An 18,125-nucleotide genomic window follows, 5' to 3' on the forward strand; every position below is an offset into this window, starting at 1 on the left:
CAGCCAGGCCGAGGAAGACCGTGTCGGCCACCAAGGCGACCGCCGCGTCGGCGGAGATTTGAGGTGCGGCACCGGTGAGGCCGCGGGCGAGGGGAATGAGCGTGGTCCAGGCGATGCCGGCGCCGAGCCGGAGACCAGTGGCGGCCACCAGGAGTGCTTCCCAGCGCATCGTGCTCGGCTCCTGCAGTCCGGTACGGGGTGGGGAAAACCCCGGTCCGAGCTCAGACGGAGGCGGTCGCGACCGCGAGGCCGATCAGCACGACGCCTGTGGTCCGCCCCAGAGCGCGGCAGATCCGCGGCTTCTCGAGGGTCCGCTCGCCCTTGGACAGCAGGAACACGTAGCTGCCCATCCAGGCGAGCGTGAGTGCGGCGTGGAGGACGACGAGGAGCGTCATGGCCAAGGGTGCCGGAAGTCGGGGCGGCGCCAGCGTGGGGAGCAACCCGGTGTAGAAGACGGCGATCTTCGGATTGAGAACGTTGCTGACCAGTCCCGTCCGCCATGGGCTCCCCGTGGGCCGTGTAGGTGCCAAGAACCACGTCCGTGCTGGTCACGCCACGTGTTGATACTCGTGCAGGATGCCGCCGAGACGGTCGCGTCGGTGGACGTCGAGGTGGGTGAGCCGGTCGGGCTCGTTGATCGGTTCGGGCAGGGGACGTAGCGGTGCGGCGCTTGCGAGAGTGCGGTGGGGCCTGTGCTGGTTGTAGAACTGCTCGTATTCCCGCAGCGCGTGGAGTAGATGGGCCTGGTTCCAGACCAGGGTGCGGTCGAGGAGCTCAGTTCGGCAGGACCGCACCCATCGCTCCATGACCGCGTTCATGCGCGGCATCCGGACGCCGGTCTGGACGACCTCGATACCCTCGGCCTGCAGGACGGCGTCGAAGGCGGCCGGGTAGCGCGCGTCCCGGTCGCGGATCAGGAACCTCACCCCGGCGCCAGCGTCGTGGAGGTCCATGACCATGTTCCGGGCAAGTTGGGTGACCCAGTCCGCGGTCGGGTGCGCCGTTGCGCCAAGTATCCGCACGCGCCGGGTGGCGTGCTCGATGACAGCGAGGACGTAGAAGGTCGCACCGGTCAGCGTCTTGGTCTCGAAGAAGTCGGCGGCGACGATGGCTTGCGCTTGGGAGCTCAAGAAGTTCGCCCAGGTGGTGTGGTCCCGCTCGGGCGCGGGATCGATGCCGTGCTCCCTGAGGATGTTCCACACGGTGGCGGCGGCGACCTTGATTCCGAGCGCGGCGAGCTCCCCGTGGATGCGCCTGTACCCCCAGTTGGGATTTTCCCCTGCGAGCCTCAGTACCAGAGCCCGGACGGAGCGTACGGTGCGCGGTCTCCCGGGGCGTTTGGGACGGGAGGCCTTGGCGTGGCGGCGGCGCAGCAGGTCGCGGTGCCAGCGCAGCACCGTGTTGGGGGAGACGATCAAGTGAAGGCGACGAAGATGTGCCCGGGGGAGGCGGTGCAGGAGTGCGGCGAGCAGCGCGCGGTCCGGCCAGGTGAGCCTCGGTTTGTCGAGCTGTCTTTGTAGTACGGCGAGTTGGTGGCGCAGCGCCAGGATCTCAGCGTCCTTGTCGCGGTCGCTCGTCGGCAGGAGCCGTATCAAGGTGAACATGCTTGTCAGGGCCAGGTAGGGCAGTCGCAGCAGCACCGGATCATCCTGGCGTCGGCCGGAGCTGCCCGGCAATCCCGAGGGCCCACCATCACCATCGACTGGCGGGAACTCACGACAGCGCCCCTACGCGGCCTGACCAGCGTGGATGAGGTTTCTGGCACCTACAACGTCGGGCCACTGCCGCGTGGAGCTGGATCAATACCCGCTGCGGTGAGGATCTCCCAGATCGTCGTGGAGGGACCGGGTGTCCGAGCCGGACGAGTTCCCTTTGGATCCGTCGGCAGCCCCAGCGCGGATTCTCCTTGGCGAGCTGCAGCACCAGAGCCTTCACCGCACTCACGGTCGATGGTCGACCGGGCCTGCTCCGGCGCTTGCTGTAGTCCCACCTCCGGGCGATCAGCCTGCGGCGCCCACGCCAGCAGCGTCGTGGGCGCCACCGGGAACACCTGCGCCCACCGGCGCCGGGGGATCAGCGAGGACAGCCCTGCGAACCACAGCCGATCCACCAGCTCGTAGCGAACCGGCTTCGTCAGCTGCCTGCGAAGCACCGCGTTCTCGTGCCGCAGCACCAGCAATTCCGCGTTCTTGGCCACGTCCCGGCGTAGCAGCACCGCCGGGACTGCGAGCAGTTTCCGCGCCACCTGGTACTCCAGTGAAGCGATCACCTGGACAGGGTTCCAGCAGACAGTGGTGCCGCGCCAGACCGCCTCCGAGCAGTAGCCGATGAGTTTCCGAACGGCACAGGATGCTGCTGGAGAGCGTCTTGTTTTCGCGTCAGGTCCATCTTTCTGATGGGCCCCATCGGGAAGGAGCCACCCCCAACGGGGTCAGGGGCGGGGCCACGGGCGGCCGTCGAGGTGTTCGACCGCACGGTTGAGGCGGTTCAGGCCGGCCGCGAACTGGGCGATGTCGTCAGGTTCCCAGCCGTCCAGCAATCCTTCGAGGATGTCCAGGTAACGGGTGCGGTCGTCGTCGAGGCTCTTCTCGCCCGCGGTGGTGATGCGGAACTTGCGGGCGATGCCGCCGTCGGGGTCCGGGATTCGTTCAACGAGACCCGCGCGCATCATCGCGGCCGACTGCCGGTTGAGGGTGGACGCGTCGAGGCCGAACGCCTGGCTGAGTTGGCCGATCGACATCGGTCCGTCCATCTGGATCCGGCTGAGCAGGATGTACGCACTGCGGTCCAGGTGCCAACCGGCGCCTTTCGTGGCTGATCCGAACAAGTAGCCGTGCCGACTGAGCAGCATGGTCTCGAACTCGACCTGCCGAGTGGGCTCGTCCGTGGCGGCCATTGGGGGTGTCCCTCCCGATCCGGGCTCGCTGTGAGAGGCGGTTTTGCGGTGCGCATAGCTGAGCCCTGCTGGCGGCCCTGATCACCATGACCATCCCGTACCGCAAGGCGGCCGAGCAGGCTGGGACGGCTCAGAGCGCGGGGGAGACGGAAGCCGTCGAGGAGCAGGTGGGCATCGCGAAGTCCTGACCGCCCTCCGGCTGCGAGAAGCCTTTGCCCCCGTCTCGGGAGGGGGCGAGGGCTTCCTCGTCTCACGTGAGCTGGTGCTTGAGGTACTGCGCGGACCAGGTCGGCAGGTCGACGGGCGAGTAGTAGCCCGACTCGTCGTTGATCTGCTCCCAGTTCGCGGCGACGTCCTCCACGGTCGGTGTGCCCTGGTCCTGGGGATGCGCGTATCCCTGGGTCGAGGCGAAGAAGACCCGCGTGAAGCGGCCGGCGCCTGCCGCGTAGATCTCCCCGTTGACGGGACAGCTCTCGTGGGCGAGATAGGCGGCCATGGGGGCCACCGTCGCCGGAGGCAGGAAGGGCTGTCCTGGGACGGGCTCGGCGTCGTCGCCGAGCTCGCCGCCGTACATCCGCGTCCGGGCCGCCGGGGCGATCAGATTGACCTTGATCCCATGCGGCGCGCCAGCGAGCGCCGCGCTGCGGGCCAGGCCGATGACACCGCCCTTGGCGGCCGTGTGCGACAGGTTGTTCCCGAGCCCGAACACTCCGCTCGATGTGGTCAGGACGACCCGCCCGTACTCCTGCTCGACGAAGTGCGGCCAGGCCGCCTGAAGTGTGGTGAAGGAGCCGACGAGGTGGACGTCGAGGTGGTGCTCCAGGTTGTTCAGGGTGACATCCGGCAGGCCGCCCCACCGTTGGATGCCCGCACTGTTGACGAGGATGTCCACACGGCCGAAGTGGTCGAGAGCGGTGTCGATGATCGACTGGCCGCCCTCCGGCGTGGACACGTCGTGGCTGTCCGCAACGGCGGTGCCGCCGCCCGCCGTGATCTCCTTGGCCACCGTCTGAGCCAGAGCGGCGTCGGCCCCCTCGCCGTCGATTGAAGTCCCGAGGTCGTTGACGACGACCTGCGCCCCGCGCCGCGCGAGGAGGCGGGCGTGAGCCCGGCCGATCCCGCGGCCCGCGCCGGTGACAACGGCGACCCGCCCTTCGAAGCTGAACTCGCTCATGTCTGACTCCTGTTCGTACGGGAGGGCTCGTCGATCCCCACCAGGTCACCAGCAGCCCGCGGATGCCGTCGGTGAGCGATTTGCCCCTGGACTCGAGTTCGGCGGGGGCGCCCGCCGGGAGTGGGAGCGGGTACACCGACGAGCGCGTCGACCACCTTCTTGAGGCGATGCCCCGGGTCGCCGAGGAAGGGGCGCAGGGCGCCGTCGGCTCCACCCAGATCGTGCGGACTCAGGGCCCTTCGGTGATGTCCGTGCAGGGCTTGTACCGGGCCGGGGAGCTCCAGGAGCCGGTCGGCGAGGCCACCGCCGACGGCTCAGCCTCGTCCGGTTGCACGCCGTGCGACGCAGCGGGGTGTACGCGGTGGCCGGATGGTCGACAGGCTCCCGGCGCTCGCGGACCGGGTCTCAGTCCTGGAGCGAGAGGGTTCGTCCGGGGCAGACGTCCACCGCTTCCTTGGCCCGGGCGATCTCAGCGGCGCTGCGAGGATGCGGCCGCAGCACAATGACCGTCCCGTCCTGGTCGTTCTGGTCGAACGCCTCGGGGTCGACCAGAACGCACTGCCCGGCTCCGACGCACCGGCCGAGGTCGGCGGAGATCTCCATGCTCACCACGCGACCTTCAGCTCGTGGACGCCGTAGACGGGACTCTTCGCCTTGAAGGGGATGTCCTCGAAGGGCACAGCCAGGCGAAGCGTCGGAATGCGGCGAAGCAGGGTGGCCAGGACGATCTCGAGTTCGATGCGGGCGAGGTTCTGCCCCAGGCACTGATGCGGCCCGAAACCGAAGGCGAGGTGATTGCGTGCCATGCGGGTGAAGTCGAGCTCGTCGGGGTCGTCGAACACCGAGGGGTCCCGGTTGGCCGTGTTCGCCAGGCCGAGCACGCCCTGGCCGGCGCGGATCAGCACTCCGCCGATCTCGATGTCCTCGGTGGCGAGGCGGGCCGCGCCGATCTCCGCGATCGTGAAGTACCGCAGCAGCTCCTCGACCGCACCCACGGTCAGGTTCGGGTCGTCGCGCAGCTCTGACAGGCGCTCGCGCTTGTCGAGCAGGGTGGCGACGCACAGCGAGATCATGTTCGCGGTCGTCTCGTGGCCGGCGACCAGCAGCAGAAAGCCCATGGCCCCGACGTCCTCCGGGTCGGCGCCGGCGGCGAGCTGACGGCTGAGCAGGTCCTCGCCCGGAGACTTCTCCTTCTCCTGGACGAGGGTGGCGATGTACGACTTGAGCCGGCCCGCTGCCGCTCCCTTCTCCTCCGGCGTGGTCTCGGCACGCACGAAGTCGGCGCTGTTCTCCTGGAAGAAGCTGTGGTCGGCGTACGGCACGCCGAGCAACTCCGATATGACCGTGGACGGAACCGGGAGGGAGAGTGCCTCGACGAGGTCCGCTTCGGGCTGCCCGGCGAGCATCTCGTCGATGGCCCGGTCGGTGATTTCCTGGACCCTGGGGCGCCAGGCGGCCAGTCGATGCACCGTGAATTCGCCTACTACCGAGCGCCGCAGCCGCGTGTGGTCGGGCGGGTCCATCTCGATCAGCTGCGGGCGGTGGTCGGGGCCGATGTGCGGCATGTGATTCGGGTGGCGGGGGTCCCGGCGATCCGAGCTGAACCGTGGGTTCCCGAGCATCGTCCTGACGTCTTCGTGTCGCGTCAGGACCCAGAGCCGACGCCCGTCCGCCAGCTCGACCCAGCTGACCGGAGCATCCCCGCGCAGCTGTACGTGTTCCGAGGACGGGTGGTACGGATCGGTGCGGTCGAGGGAAATCGTAGGCGTTGCCATGTGTACTCCTGCGTAGCGATCGCCGCGAGCGGACGATCGTCCTCCGACTGTTCGGATGGTGCTGTTGTGCGGGGGTTGTGCTGCAGGTGGCAGGGAAGGGCGGGAAGCCCCAGGTGGGACGGAGACTTCCCGGGATGGGGCGGAGCCGCTCGACTGTTTCGTTCAGCAGAACGGCCGGTCTGTTCAACGGCCTTTAGTGTTGTGGGAGCCGTACGTGGTGTCAAGCACTCGGACGCGGGGGCGGGCGGCGCTCCGGTCGCGGTGGCGCGGCGCTCGATCTGTCGGGCTCCGCGGGAGATGTGGCGACCGGTGCGACCGGTTGTTCAGCGGGCGGCCCAGCTGATGCTCTGGGTCTGCAGGTACTCGTCGAGCCCGAACTCGCCCCACTCCCGGCCGAGTCCGCTCTGCTTGTACCCGCCGAACGGTGCGCGCGGATTCACCCCGGATCCACCCCCATTGAGGGTGACCCCGCCGGTACGTATGCGCGTCGCGATCTCGTAGGCGCTCGCGACGTCACGGCTCCAGACCCCTCCCGACAGTCCGTACGGGCTGTCGTTCGCAATGCGGACCGCTTCGTCCTTTGTACGGAACGGGAGGACAACGCCGACCGGGCCGAAGAACTCCGTCCGGGCGATGCTCATCGAGCTGTCCACGTCCACGAAAAGCGTCGGCTCGACGTAGTAGCCCCGGTCGAGCCCGGCCGGACGCCCGCCGCCGGTGACGATGCGCGCGCCCTCCTCCGTGCCGGTGCGGATCAGCTTTTCGACCTTCGCTCGCTGTGCCTCGCTGATCAGCGGGCCCATGGTGGTGGTCTCGTCCGCAGGGTCGCCGACGCGTACGTGGGCCAGACCCGCCACGATGCGCTCGACCAGCTCGTCGTGCACGGACTCGTGGACGATCGTGCGGGTCAGCAGCGAACAGCCCTGGCCCGCATGGGTGGTCATGCCCGACAGGGCCGCACGTGCCGCGCCGTCGAGGTCGGCGTCGGCGCAGACGATGCTCGCGGATTTGCCGCCGAGTTCCAGGACGACCTTCTTCAAGGTGCCCGCCGCCTGCGCGTACACCTGCCGCCCGACCACGTCGGAACCGGTGAAACTGACCAGGTCGACCATGGGGTTGGTGGTCAGCTCATGTCCGGCCTCCACGTCGCCGGTCACGATGTTCAGGACGCCCGGCGGCAGCCCGGCCGCCTCGGCGAAGTCACTGATCAGCAGGGAGTCCAGCGGGGTGGCCGGGGCGGGCTTGAGGACCACGGTGCAGCCTGCCGCCAGGGCGGGTGCCAGCTTCATCATGCTGAGGAAGAACGGGAAGTTGTACGCCGGGATCAGGGCACACACCCCGAATGCCTCGCGCCGTACCAGCCCCTGTGCGATGCCCGTGCCGGGCGTGATCGTGGGGTCCAGCGCGCGCTCCCACCCGAAGGACGGCATCACCCGCTCGGCCATGTCGCGCAGATGCGTCACCGGGATACTGGTCTGGATGCTCTCCGCGATCCAGCGCGCCGATCCTGCCTCGGCCATGTTCACCGCGACCAGTTCGGGCAGGCGGCGCTCCATCTCGTCGGCCATGCGCAGCAGCACGGCGGCCCGCTCGGCGGGGCGCATGCGGGGCCACGGGCCCTCGTCGAAGGCGGTGCGGGCGGCGCTGATCGCGCGCCGCACATCGGCGACCGAGGCCAGGGGAACCTGGGCCAGCGTCTCCGCCGTCGCCGGGTTGCGTACGGTGAGCAGGTCGTCGCCGTCTCCGTCCGTGTGGCGGCCGCCGATGTAGAGCCGGGTGGAGAACGGGTGCGACGGGTGGGCGGGCTCAGGCATCGGAGCGCACCGCCTCGATCAGAGCGAGGCTGGAGCGGGCGTAGCCGGCCCGCCGACGGTGGCTCACGAGATAGGTGGGTGTAGCGAAGTAGCCGACGTCGCGTGGGAGTTGGCCCTCTCGGCGGGCCAGGGTCTCCTTTGCCTCGGCGGTGGTGCCGCAGACAGCGATGGCGGCGACCATGTCATCGGTGACTGCGGCGGCCATGGCGTCGTTGTCACCCGCCCGGAAGGCCGTGCGCACCCTCTCGACCTGGCTCTCCCAGCCGTGGTGGGCGACGAACGGATCGTACGTCTTCACGGTGAGGTAGAAGGCGATCATCCGCCGGGCGTCGGCGATCGCGCGCTCGGGGGCGGTGTCGTCGATCGCGGTGATGATCCAGCCGTGCTCGGTGGGCCGTTCGGTGCGGGCCGCCTCCGCCGTACCCTTCTCGACGGCCGGGCGGACGACGGCGTTCCACCAGTCCCCGGTGAACAGGCCGTGCCCGATGACACCGTCGGCGACCCGGCCGGAGACCTTGGCCATCCGCTTGTTGAACGCGGCCAGCAGCACCGGGATGTCGAGACGGCCGAGGACCGGAGCGCGCACGTCGGCGTCGATGGTGTGGAACTCGCCGCTGTAGCACACCTGTTCACCGTTCTCGGCGTGCAGCCACGCGCGGACGGCGTCGGCGGTCTCCGCTATCCGCTCCACCGGACGGTCCGGGGGAACACCGAGCCAGTCACGGTTGATGCGGTACGCGCCCGCGCCCAGGCCGACGAACAGCCTGCCCGGCGCCTTCGCGTGCAGCTGGCGCAGGGCGGTCGCGTGGGCGTACGGGGTGCGGGAGAACGCGTAGGCGATCGCGGGGCCGACCAGGGCACGCTCGGTGCCCGCGACCATCTCGGCGAGCGAGGTGTAGGCGTCGTGGTCGGCGAACTCACCCGTGCAGAACGCCTCGACACCGGCCGCCTCTGCCTCGTGGGCAACGTCGGCGCCGGGCCAGGGCATACCGAACCGCATGGAGCCTCCCCAGTTCTAGGAACAGTCACGGGACAGTCGTGGAGCAATCATGGAGCGTGACGCAAAAGCGGATACTCTATTTGAGATTCTTCGGGGAGCGTACGGGAGCGTCAGCGCAGCGTCCACCGTCGGCGCGGTACCGATGCGCGGTCCACCTCGGCCTTCCCGATCGGGTTGCCGATCTCCGTGTAAGAGAGCCCGGTGCGCAGGGCTTGCGTGCGGGTCGAGTCGAGCGACTCCCAGATCGCACGGACCGTGCCCTGGATCGCGGCCGGCGGCTTGGCTGCGATGATCTGGGCGATCTCGTCGGCGCGCCGCCACAGCGTCGCGGCCGGGAGTACCTCGCTGACCAGCCCGATCTGCATCGCCCGAGTCGCGGACAGACGCTCGTCGAGGCCGAGGAGGGCGATCCGCAGGGTCTCGCCGAGCGGGATGCGGCGGGCCAGGCCGATGGGTTCGAGCGCGGCGGTGAGGCCGTAACTGACGTGCGGGTCGAAGAAGGTGGCGTCGTCGGAGCAGATGACGATGTCGGCCTCGTTGATCCAGTAGAACGCGCCGCCTGCCGCCATCCCCTGCACCGCGCAGACCAGTGGTTTCCACACCTGGTTGAGCTTGGGGGAGAGGGACTCGCCTGGGTCGGTGCGGCTCCAGACGTTGGGTGCGCGGTCGATGCCCTCCTTGACGTCCATGCCGGTGCAGAAGGCGCGCTCGCCCGCCGCGCGCAGGACGACCACGTGCACGTCGTCGTCGGCCTTGACGGTGCGCCAGACCAGGGCGAAGTCCTCCAGCATCGCCTGATTGAAGCTGTTCAGTACTTCCGGCCGGTTCAGGGTGATCGTCGCGACGTGGTCGGCCACGTCGTACAGGACGGTCTTGAGGTCCATGGGGTTCTTCGGGTCCACCGGGTGCATTCGGCAAGTCCTCCTCTTTCGAGCGGCGCCGAAAAAGAGTACAACGAATTGCATGACTGAAGCTGTAGTGCTGTCCGCCTGCCGTACCGCCATCGGTACGGCCCGCAAGGGTTCGCTGCGTGAGGTGAGTGCCTTCGATCTCGCCACGGTGGTGGTCCGTGAGGCCGTTCAACGGGCGGGCCTGCCATCCGAGTTGATCGACGATGTGATCCTGGGGGAGTCGCTGGCCGGCGGCGGCGACATCGCCCGCTACGCCGCGCTGGAGGCGGGGCTGAGTCAGGTGCCCGGCCTGGCGCAGAACCGGCACTGCGCGTCCGGGCTCGCCTGTGTGGCCACTGCCGCGGCGGGTATCCGGGCCGGGATGGACCGGGTGGTCGTCGCGGGCGGCACCCAGTCGACGTCCACCGCACCGGTGTCCCGGTGGCGGGTCCCGGGCACCGACGACTGGCTGGAGCCCTGGAACTCACCGTCCCACGTGTCCACCCCGCAGGCGCCCCACAACGACATGTCGATCCTCGTCGGATGGAACACCGCTCGCCTGGCCGGCGTTTCGCGGCAGGAGATGGATGCCTGGGCGCTGCGCTCGCACGAGCGCGCACTGCGGGCCATCGACGCGGGACGGTTCGCCGACGAGACGGTCCCGGTCAAGGTGAGTGACCGGGACGGAACGGCATCGGTGTTCGACGTCGACGAACACCCGCGGCGCGGCAGCAGCATGGAGAAGCTGGCGTCGCTCAAGGTGCTGCACCCCGAGATCGAGGGCTTCTCCGTCACGGCGGGCAACTCCAGCGGGGTGAACGACGGTTCGGCCGCGCTCGTCGTCGCCGACGCCGCGATCGCCGCCGCCCACGGCATCGTGCCGCTGGCGACGGTCCGCTCCTGGGCGTCCGTCGGCGTCGACCCGGTCGAGACGGGCCTGGCCCCGATCGCCGCGATCCGCAAGGCACTTGACCGCGCGGGGATCGGCGTCGGCGACGTAGACCTGTTCGAGATCAACGAGGCGTTCGCCTCGGTCGCCGTGGCCGCCACGCGGGAGCTCGGGCTCGACCCGGAGCGGGTCAACCCCTTCGGCAGCGGCTGCAGCCTCGGACACCCGGTCGCCGCGACCGGGGCACGCATGATCACCACGCTCGCCCACGCGCTGCGCCGCCGGGGCGGCGGAACGGCGGTCGCGGCGATGTGCGCCGGCGGCGGCATGGGCTCGGCGCTGGTGCTGACGGCCTGAATGCGGCCGATGCGACAAGTGCGGGTGAGGAACAGACAGTTCGGTATTGGAAGTGATCCAGGAGGACGGATGGACGGCATCGACGTGGCACGCTACGGGCTGCGCGCGGTGGTCGGTGGCACGATGATCGCGCATGGCCTGCGCCACGGCCGCACGCTCGACGGCACCACGCGATGGTTCCGCTCCGTGGGGTTCCGCGGGGCGCGGCTGCAGGCCGCGGCGAGCGCCGCCGTCGAGGTAGGCGCGGGCGCCGCCCTGCTGGCCGGGGCGGCGACCCCGCTGGCGGCCTCCGCTGTCGTGGGCACGATGGGTGTCGCAGCCCGCGCGGTGCACCTGCCGCACGGATTCTTCGTGACGGACGAGGGCTACGAGTACGTGCTCAACCTCGGCGCCGCGGCCGTGGCGCTCGCCGCGCTCGGGCCCGGACGGCTCAGCGTGGACCGGGCGTTGGGGCTCGACGGCCGGCTCGGCGGCCGGCGCGGGGCCGCGGTCGCGGCAGGACTGGGGCTCGCCGCGGCGGCCGCGCAACTGGGTGCGTTCTGGCGCAGCCCGCGACCGCGTCCGGCCGAGTCCGATGCGGCCGACCCGCTGCCCGGCCTCGCTGCAGAGTGACAGCTCGGCCGGGGGCGCCGCCATCACGGCGGCGCCCCCGGCCGATTCCTGTCGGGCAGTGACCTTCAGGACCGCGCGACGGCCGTCCCGTCACGCTCCGACCGTGGCGTCGGGGCGCAGGTGGGTGGTCGACTTGGTACCCACGTCCCAGCCCTGGGCCCGGGCGCGTAGGGCGCCGACAGTCGCCTGCTCACGCGGGATGTGCCGGAACGGGTCGAACTGGTAGTGCTTCATGGCGTTGAGGTGGGTCATCTTGTTGATCTCGTCGTCCTTCACGCCGCCGAGGTAGCGCGCCACCTCCTCCGGTGCCTGGGGCCAGGTCGTGTCGGAGTGCGGGTAGTCGCATTCCCAGGAGATGTTGTCGAGGTTCATCCGGTGCCTGTTCTCGACACCGACCTCGTCGTCGATGAAGCAGAGCAGGACGTGCTCGTTGAACAGCTCGGACGGCAGGATGCCGCCCAGGTTCAGACCGGTCCAGTGCTGGGTGTGCTTGTAGAGATAGTCGATCCGCTCCAGGAAGTACGGGATCCAGCCGATCCCGCCCTCGGACAGAGCCACCTTCAGGTGGGGGAACTTCAGGAACAGCTTGCTCCACACCAGGTCGCTGGCCGCCTCGATCGACCCGATCGGGGAGAGCGAGTAGATGAGCTCCACCGGCGAGTCCGGGGACGTGGACGGCACCTTCGAGTTGGACCCGATGTGCATGCACACCACGGTGCCCTCGTCCTCGCAGGCCTTCCAGAACGGATCCCAGTGGTCCTGGTAGATGCTCGGGAGCCCCAGGTCATATGGGTTGGACGTGAAAGTCACCGCGTGGCAGCCCTTCTTGGCGACCCGCCGCACCTCCGCGGCCGCGAGCTCGGGGTCCCACAGAATCGGGATCGCCAGGGGAATGATCCGGCCGGGGTAGGTGCCGGCCCACTCGTCGATGTGCCAGTCGTTGTACGCGCGGACCATCGCGGCCGACTGGTCGCGGTCGCCGTTCTCCAGGAACAGCGCGCCGGAGAAGCGCACGAACGACGGGAAGCACATGGAGCCGAGCATGCCGTTGGCATCCATGTCCTTGATCCGGGCGTGGATGTCGTAGCAGCCGGGCCGCATCTCCTCCAGGCAGACCGGGTCCATGCCCCACTCCGACTTGGGGCGGCCCACCACGGCCTGTACGGCCGGGTTGGGGATGACGGCGTCCTCGTACACCCACGCCATGGTCCCGTCCTCGCGGGTGATGAAGCGGGGTGCGGCGTCGGCGTACTTCGCCGGAAGACGTCCGTCGAAGAGGTGAGCCGGCTCGATGACATGGTCGTCGACGCTCACCAGGATCAGGTCGTCGGTTTTCACTAGAGGTACCGGCCTTTCATCGGTGATGGGATGCGTTTTGCGGGGCACGGTGCCAGTACGAGTACGGGCACGCGTGCCGGTACTAGGAAGCAGGCATGGGGGACTTTCCTCCGGTGGCGGGCTCGCGGCCGTGCTTCATCAGCCAGGCGGCGCAGGCGGCGAGCAGGAAGACGCCGGTGCAGATGCCGTACGCCACCCGGTAGCCCAACTGCTGGAAGACGACGGCGTTCCCGTCGGCGATCACCTTCTCGACGAACATCCCGGGCACCGCCCCGACGGCCGTGGTGGCGATGCCCGCGAAGATTCCCTGGACGGTGTAACTGAAGCCCGCCGCCACCCCCTGTACGTCGGGCGTGACCGCCTCGATGAGCAGATTGGCGGCACCCGCGGCAGCGGACCCCTGCCCCAGGCCCATGACGACACCGGTGACCGCGACCATGGCGGGGGTGTCCACCAGGTGCGCCGCGATCATCGCGGTGGCGACGCAGCCCAGCAGACCTGCCCCGAGGACGGACCACCTCGGACCCCTGCGGCGGCTGAGCCAGCCCGCGCTGAAGCCGCCGGCCATCGACATGACCCCGTAGGGCAGGCCCCAGTAGAGGGCGAGTTGTGTGCCGGTCAGTCCCAGGCCGGGGTCGCTGCTGCCGGGGAGGGCGGGCGAGCGGAGCATCTGAGGGATGAGCACTCCGTTGAGTCCGCCGTAGGTGAAGGCGAGGAGGGCCGCTACGGCGAGTGTGCTGAACACCGGTGGCTGCCGCAGGAGTTCGAGCGGGATCAGAGGATGCTCCCGCCGTGAGATGGCGAGGAAGAAGGCGACGAACGCGATTCCCCCGGCGATCCCGAGGAGCGCGAACCGCCCGCCCTGGAAGGACAGAGCGATCAGCGCGGCTCCGATCCCGAGCAGGAGCGCGCTGACGAAGTCGAACCGCTGCGGGGTCCGCACATCCGATTCGGGCACGAACGCGAGGATCACCGAACCCACGACGGCGGCGTAGACGATCAGGAACCAGAAGGTCGAGCGGAACCCGTGGGCGTCCAGGAGATATCCGCCGATGACGGGACCGGCAATGGCGCCGAATCCGGTGCCCACCCCGATGCCGCCGACAGCCAGCGGAACCAGGTGGCGCGGCAGCAGGTCGCGTACCAGGCCGTAGACGATCACGGCTGCGCCGATACTGCACGCCTGCAGACCCCTGCCCAGAAGAAGCACCGGGAAGTGGGAGGTGGTCGCGCAGATGAGGGAGCCGGCTATGAAAACCGCGACGACGCCCATCAGGACGCGCTTCTTACCGATGATGTCCGCCAGCTTGCCCAGCAGGGGCACGACTGCCGCGGCCACCAACAGCGGGGTGGCAAACACCCAGTTGACGTGTGGTGTGCGGAACTCGGCGGCCATTTCGGGGATGCTGGGCGAGACGACGATGAACTCGAAGGCCGCGAGCTCGGTGATGAGGGTGAGCATCGCAACGATGAACAGGTAGTAACCAGGGGAGCGGCGGGGGGAGGTGCCGGGCGGATCGGCTGGGTCGACCGCATCGGCTGGTTCGGATTGTGTGAGTCGCATCCGGAACTGTTCTGACATGCGAATTCCCATCCGTCAGCGACTCCGGTGGACTGCCGGCCGGCAGATCCAATTAAGGATCCTCTTTGTGGAGATGCCTCAGCATGGCACTGCACTTACGGCCGCAGCAACCCTGCGTACGTGGGCGATGCAGTGCCCTGTTATGGATGTCCGGTGGTCGACACCCACCGCGGGGCGGCTGCCGTTCCTGCCGTTCGCTCGGTCCGTGCGCGGAGCCCTGTCGACTCTTGGGAGGGTGGGTCGATAACAGAGCACTCTTCTGTGGTGTTGGCGGGGTTTGATGTCTCAACTGCTGCGCGTTCATGCATAAGCGGATACTCTTTTGCCTTCTAGTGATCCGGGACGACTCCAGCGGAGGATGCTGCGATGAAGCCGCGTGTGGGACAGACACTTGTCAGCACCGTCGACACGACGACCGTGATCGTCGTCCGATGGCCGGACAGGGAAGTGGAGGTCACCTGCGGCGGGGTGCCGATGGCTGACGCACGCGAACCAGGGGCTGGTACCGATTCTGGTGGCACGGCCGATCCCGCGCAGATGGGCGGCTCGCAGCTCGGCAAACGCTACGCGGACGACGCGCACGGCGTGGAGTTGCTGTGCACCAAGCCTGGGCCGGGCACGCTCGCGGTGAACGGCACTCCGCTGCCGTTCAAAGCCGCAAAGCCGCTGCCGGCATCGGACTGAGGGCGGGACGGTTGATGAACATCGCGATGCTGCTGGACATGGCTGCCGAGGGATTCGGCGAGCGGATCGTGGTCGGGCCCGAACGCAGAGGCCTTTCCGTCGCGCGACTGAGCGAACTGTCCGACGGAGGCGCCGAGTTGATTCGCGCTGCCGGGGCCGACGCGCTGGTCCACCTCGCGGTCAACGGTCCGGCCTTCCCTGCGGCGCTGTTCGCCGCCGCCCGCGCGGGAGTGCCGCTCGTACCGCTTAATTACCGCCTGGGCGAAGAACAGTTGGACGAACTCCTTGCTCACCATCCGCGAGCCCTGGGCATCGCGGGACCGGACCAGGCCGAGGCGCTGCGTCGTGCCGGGCTGTCGGTGCGCAGCCCGCGGGAGTGGCTGACGGACGCCGGTGCCGCGGTCGTCGGTACGAAGGCGACGGAGTCCGAAGCCCCCGACGCCCCCGCCGTGGTCATCTATACGAGCGGTACGACCTCCGCCCCGAAGGGCGTCGTCCTCAGTCACCACAACCTGGTCTCCTACGTGTTGGGCACCGTGGAGTTCGCGGCGGCCGGGGCAGCGGAGGCGGCGCTGGTGAGCGTGCCCCCGTACCACATAGCGGCCGTCTCCAACGTCCTCACGAATCTCTACGCGGGGCGCCGCGCCCTCACCCTGGAGCACTTCACGCCCGGCGGCTGGCTCGCACTCGTCCGCGAGCAGCGGGTCACCCACGCGATGGTCGTGCCGACGATGCTCGCCCGGATCATGGACGGCGAGGGGCTCGACCGATCGGTGCCCTCACTGCGGGCGCTCGCCTACGGCGGCGCGAAGATGCCGGTGCGGGTGATCGAGACCGCGCTGGACGCCTGGCCGGGCGTGGACTTCGTCAACGCCTACGGGCTGACCGAGACTTCGTCCACCATCGCGGTCCTGGGGCCCGAGGAGCACAGGGCCGCCGTCACGAGCGGCGATCCGCAGGTCCGGGCGCGGCTCGGCTCCGCCGGACGGCCCGTCCCCACGATCGAGCTGGAGATCCGGGACCCGGGTGGTGCCACGGTGGTGGCAGGCGAGGCCGGCGCGATCTGGGTGCGCGGGGACCAGGTCTCCGCCACCTACACGGGGCAGGGATCAACCGTCGACGAGCGCGGCTTCTTCCACACCCGCGACCAGGGACACCTCGACGCCGACGGCTACCTCTACGTCGGAGGACGGCTCGACGACACCATCATCCGCGGCGCCGAGAACATCGCCCCCGCCGAGATCGAGGACGTACTGCTGCGCCATCCCGAGGTGCTCGACGCCGTCGTGGTCGGCGTACCCGACGAGGAGTGGGGGCAGCGGATCGAGGCCGCGGTGGTGCTACGCGCCGGGAGCGAGGCCGACACCGAGCAGCTGAGGGAGATGATCCGTGCGACACTGCGCGGCTCCAAGACACCCGATCGCATTGCCTGTTGGCGCGAGCTGCCGAGGACACCGACCGGAAAACTCCTGCGCCGTGAAGTGGTGGCCGGGCTGACCGCTCCGGACCACGCACGGCGTTCGTGAGCGCCGCGGCCGACATCCCCACCGCCCCGCCCGGGGCCCGACCGAAGGACACGGCTGTGCCGCTTCCTGCTGATCGACCGCTTCCGCTTCGGCTGCGCCGCGTAATGGCCCACGCACCGGAGACGACCGCGCTGACTTTCGAGGACCGAGTCTTCCCGTGGGAGTACCTGAGGCGAGCGGCCGAGGACCTTGACCGGCTGCTCGCCGCGGCCGGCGCCCCCGACGCCCATCGCATCGGTATCGTGCTGCGCAACCGGCCAGGACCACTGGCCGCGCTGGTCGCGACGGTCGCCACCGGGCGCGAGGTCGTGGTGCTGAGCCCCTTCCACGGAGATGTCGCGCTCGCGGAGGACACCGTCGCGCTCGCGCCGCAGGTCGTGGTGGCCGATCCAGAGGACTGGGCGCGGCCCGGGATGGCCGGTGCGGTCGAGCGGATCGCCGCGGTTGCGGTGGAGGCGGGCGAGGGCGAGCGGCCACTGACCGCGGGCCCGGCCCACTGGACACCCGCTCCGCGTTCCGCCGAGCGTGGGGACGTCGCCGTTCTCATGCAGACCAGCGGTACGACGGGCCGCCCCAAGCGGGTGGAACTTACCTACGCCAAACTCACCGCTGCGTTCGAGGCCTCCGGGACTCCCGTGGCCTCGGCCGAGGTGCGGCTGCGCGCGCACCCCTCCATCGTGTGGACGTCACTCGTCCACATCGGCGGCCTCTACTTCGTGCTCGCCAACGTCGCGGCCGGACTACAGACCGCCCTCCTGGAACGCTTCGACATCCACCGGTGGGCCACTCTCGTACGGCGGACCAGGCCGCGGCGGGTCCGGCTCGCGCCCGCCGCGCTGCGCATGGTGCTCCAGTCCGAGCTGCCGGACGACCTGTTCGACGGGGTCGAGTCGGTGTCCTCAGGGACTGCTCCACTTCCCCCCGCTGACGCCGAACGGTTCACCGAGCGGTTCGGCGTCCCGGTCCTGTCGGTCTACGGCGCCACGGAGTTCGCCGGCGCGATCGTGGGCTGGGACCTGGCGTTGCACCGCGAGTGGGGAAAGGCGAAGCGCGGGAGTGTCGGGCGGCCCTTTCGCGGCGTGACGGTGCGCGTCATCGACCGGGCGACGGGCGAGCCGCTTCCCGCCGACGCCGTGGGCATTCTCGAAGCCAGGGGAGCCCAGTTGCCCGGCGACAGCTGGGTACGCACCACCGATTTTGCCAGCGTCGACGGGGACGGGTTCCTCTACATCCACGGGCGGGCGGACGACGCCATCAACCGCGGCGGGTTCACGATCGTCCCGACCGTGATCGAGGACGCCCTGCGCGCGCATCCCGCCGTGCGGGACGCTTCCGCGGTCGGCATCCCCGACGAGCGGCTCGGCGAGGTGCCCGTCGTCGCCGTGACGATCCGCGACGGGGCGCGCCGCCCGGACCCCGGCCAGCTGCGGACCTGGCTGGCACAGCGGCTCGCCCGCTACCACCTGCCCACCGAGATCAAGGTCGTCGACGAGCTGCCGCGCACACCCTCGCTGAAGGTTAGTCGCCCCGACGTGCAAGCCCTGTTCCAACCGGTCCGACGCACCTCCGCCTGACGGGAGTTGAATGC

16 protein-coding genes and 1 pseudogene are annotated in these 18,125 nt (G+C 69.6%); 5 read left to right on the forward strand and 12 right to left on the reverse strand.

Annotated elements, in window-relative coordinates; genetic code table 11:
• Positions 1 to 221: 221 nt before the first annotated feature.
• From AC07EJ_RS34875 to AC07EJ_RS34920, 10 genes and pseudogenes are all read right to left on the reverse strand, one after another.
• A complete protein-coding gene (locus AC07EJ_RS34875) occupies positions 222 to 530 on the reverse strand; it encodes a LysE family translocator (RefSeq protein WP_478885757.1) in 309 nt (102 codons plus the stop codon).
• Positions 531 to 548: 18 nt separating this feature from the next.
• Positions 549 to 1,640 carry an integrase core domain-containing protein gene (locus AC07EJ_RS34880; RefSeq protein ID WP_478885758.1) on the reverse strand — a complete coding sequence of 364 codons (1,092 nt, stop codon included), beginning with the start codon at positions 1,638 to 1,640 and terminating at the stop codon, positions 549 to 551.
• A gap of 131 nt (positions 1,641 to 1,771) precedes the next feature.
• Positions 1,772 to 2,269: pseudogene (locus AC07EJ_RS34885) on the reverse strand (helix-turn-helix domain-containing protein); the annotation flags it as partial.
• A gap of 162 nt (positions 2,270 to 2,431) precedes the next feature.
• Positions 2,432 to 2,896 carry a MarR family winged helix-turn-helix transcriptional regulator gene (locus AC07EJ_RS34890; RefSeq protein ID WP_468990743.1) on the reverse strand — a complete coding sequence of 155 codons (465 nt, stop codon included), beginning with the start codon at positions 2,894 to 2,896 and terminating at the stop codon, positions 2,432 to 2,434.
• Between the two features lie 250 nt (positions 2,897 to 3,146).
• On the reverse strand, positions 3,147 to 4,070 hold the full coding sequence (locus AC07EJ_RS34895; protein WP_478631242.1) for an SDR family NAD(P)-dependent oxidoreductase: 924 nt from the start codon (positions 4,068 to 4,070) through the stop codon (positions 3,147 to 3,149).
• 405 nt (positions 4,071 to 4,475) lie between these two features.
• Positions 4,476 to 4,673, reverse strand: coding sequence for a ferredoxin (locus AC07EJ_RS34900; protein WP_478631462.1), 198 nt, complete (start codon positions 4,671 to 4,673; stop codon positions 4,476 to 4,478).
• A gap of 2 nt (positions 4,674 to 4,675) precedes the next feature.
• Positions 4,676 to 5,845, reverse strand: a complete 1,170-nt coding sequence (locus AC07EJ_RS34905; RefSeq protein WP_478631245.1) for a cytochrome P450 — start codon at positions 5,843 to 5,845, stop codon at positions 4,676 to 4,678.
• A gap of 323 nt (positions 5,846 to 6,168) precedes the next feature.
• Entirely contained in the window at positions 6,169 to 7,659 is a 1,491-nt protein-coding gene (locus AC07EJ_RS34910; RefSeq protein ID WP_478631247.1) for an aldehyde dehydrogenase family protein, read from the reverse strand.
• Complete coding sequence (locus AC07EJ_RS34915; RefSeq protein WP_478631250.1) at positions 7,652 to 8,659, reverse strand: LLM class flavin-dependent oxidoreductase; 1,008 nt, start codon at positions 8,657 to 8,659, stop codon at positions 7,652 to 7,654. The genes AC07EJ_RS34910 and AC07EJ_RS34915 overlap by 8 nt, the downstream gene beginning before the upstream one ends.
• A gap of 110 nt (positions 8,660 to 8,769) precedes the next feature.
• Positions 8,770 to 9,570 carry an enoyl-CoA hydratase/isomerase family protein gene (locus AC07EJ_RS34920; protein WP_478885759.1) on the reverse strand — a complete coding sequence of 267 codons (801 nt, stop codon included), beginning with the start codon at positions 9,568 to 9,570 and terminating at the stop codon, positions 8,770 to 8,772.
• A 52-nt stretch (positions 9,571 to 9,622) separates the two neighbouring features.
• Here AC07EJ_RS34920 and AC07EJ_RS34925 point away from each other — a divergent pair, with 52 nt between their 5' ends.
• Together AC07EJ_RS34925 and AC07EJ_RS34930 are read left to right on the forward strand one after the other, a co-directional pair.
• On the forward strand, positions 9,623 to 10,795 hold the full coding sequence (locus tag AC07EJ_RS34925; RefSeq protein ID WP_468990723.1) for a thiolase family protein: 1,173 nt from the start codon (positions 9,623 to 9,625) through the stop codon (positions 10,793 to 10,795).
• Positions 10,796 to 10,864: 69 nt separating this feature from the next.
• A complete protein-coding gene (locus tag AC07EJ_RS34930) occupies positions 10,865 to 11,407 on the forward strand; it encodes a DoxX family membrane protein (RefSeq protein WP_478631259.1) in 543 nt (180 codons plus the stop codon).
• Between the two features lie 90 nt (positions 11,408 to 11,497).
• On the opposite strand, the gene AC07EJ_RS34935 is transcribed toward AC07EJ_RS34930, so the two are convergent.
• Both AC07EJ_RS34935 and AC07EJ_RS34940 read right to left on the reverse strand, forming a co-directional pair.
• The gene (locus AC07EJ_RS34935; protein ID WP_478885760.1) at positions 11,498 to 12,745 is read right to left on the reverse strand and encodes an amidohydrolase family protein; all 1,248 of its coding nucleotides are present in this window, start codon (positions 12,743 to 12,745) and stop codon (positions 11,498 to 11,500) included.
• Between the two features lie 82 nt (positions 12,746 to 12,827).
• Positions 12,828 to 14,309 (reverse strand): MFS transporter, encoded by a 1,482-nt coding sequence (locus tag AC07EJ_RS34940; protein WP_478885761.1) that lies wholly within the window; start codon positions 14,307 to 14,309, stop codon positions 12,828 to 12,830.
• Positions 14,310 to 14,705: 396 nt separating this feature from the next.
• On the opposite strand from AC07EJ_RS34940, the gene AC07EJ_RS34945 reads away from it, so the two are divergent.
• From AC07EJ_RS34945 to AC07EJ_RS34955, 3 genes are all read left to right on the forward strand, one after another.
• On the forward strand, positions 14,706 to 15,011 hold the full coding sequence (locus tag AC07EJ_RS34945; RefSeq protein WP_468990711.1) for a hypothetical protein: 306 nt from the start codon (positions 14,706 to 14,708) through the stop codon (positions 15,009 to 15,011).
• 14 nt (positions 15,012 to 15,025) lie between these two features.
• On the forward strand, positions 15,026 to 16,537 hold the full coding sequence (locus AC07EJ_RS34950; protein ID WP_478885762.1) for a class I adenylate-forming enzyme family protein: 1,512 nt from the start codon (positions 15,026 to 15,028) through the stop codon (positions 16,535 to 16,537).
• Positions 16,538 to 16,641: 104 nt separating this feature from the next.
• Positions 16,642 to 18,111 carry an AMP-binding protein gene (locus tag AC07EJ_RS34955; RefSeq protein ID WP_468990705.1) on the forward strand — a complete coding sequence of 490 codons (1,470 nt, stop codon included), beginning with the start codon at positions 16,642 to 16,644 and terminating at the stop codon, positions 18,109 to 18,111.
• Positions 18,112 to 18,125 lie beyond the last annotated feature (14 nt).

The sequence above is a fragment of the Streptomyces sp. NPDC045026 genome, assembly GCF_056432625.1.

Coding starts and splice junctions, on each gene's coding strand:
- AC07EJ_RS34890 (WP_468990743.1), bottom strand. CDS start 2,896: ATGGCCGCCACGGACGAGCCCACTCGGCAGGTCGAGTTCGAGACCATG.
- AC07EJ_RS34895 (WP_478631242.1), bottom strand. CDS start 4,070: ATGAGCGAGTTCAGCTTCGAAGGGCGGGTCGCCGTTGTCACCGGCGCG.
- AC07EJ_RS34900 (WP_478631462.1), bottom strand. CDS start 4,673: ATGGAGATCTCCGCCGACCTCGGCCGGTGCGTCGGAGCCGGGCAGTGC.
- AC07EJ_RS34905 (WP_478631245.1), bottom strand. CDS start 5,845: ATGGCAACGCCTACGATTTCCCTCGACCGCACCGATCCGTACCACCCG.
- AC07EJ_RS34910 (WP_478631247.1), bottom strand. CDS start 7,659: ATGCCTGAGCCCGCCCACCCGTCGCACCCGTTCTCCACCCGGCTCTAC.
- AC07EJ_RS34915 (WP_478631250.1), bottom strand. CDS start 8,659: ATGCGGTTCGGTATGCCCTGGCCCGGCGCCGACGTTGCCCACGAGGCA.
- AC07EJ_RS34920 (WP_478885759.1), bottom strand. CDS start 9,570: ATGCACCCGGTGGACCCGAAGAACCCCATGGACCTCAAGACCGTCCTG.
- AC07EJ_RS34925 (WP_468990723.1), top strand. CDS start 9,623: ATGACTGAAGCTGTAGTGCTGTCCGCCTGCCGTACCGCCATCGGTACG.
- AC07EJ_RS34930 (WP_478631259.1), top strand. CDS start 10,865: ATGGACGGCATCGACGTGGCACGCTACGGGCTGCGCGCGGTGGTCGGT.
- AC07EJ_RS34940 (WP_478885761.1), bottom strand. CDS start 14,309: ATGCGACTCACACAATCCGAACCAGCCGATGCGGTCGACCCAGCCGAT.
- AC07EJ_RS34950 (WP_478885762.1), top strand. CDS start 15,026: ATGAACATCGCGATGCTGCTGGACATGGCTGCCGAGGGATTCGGCGAG.
- AC07EJ_RS34955 (WP_468990705.1), top strand. CDS start 16,642: ATGGCCCACGCACCGGAGACGACCGCGCTGACTTTCGAGGACCGAGTC.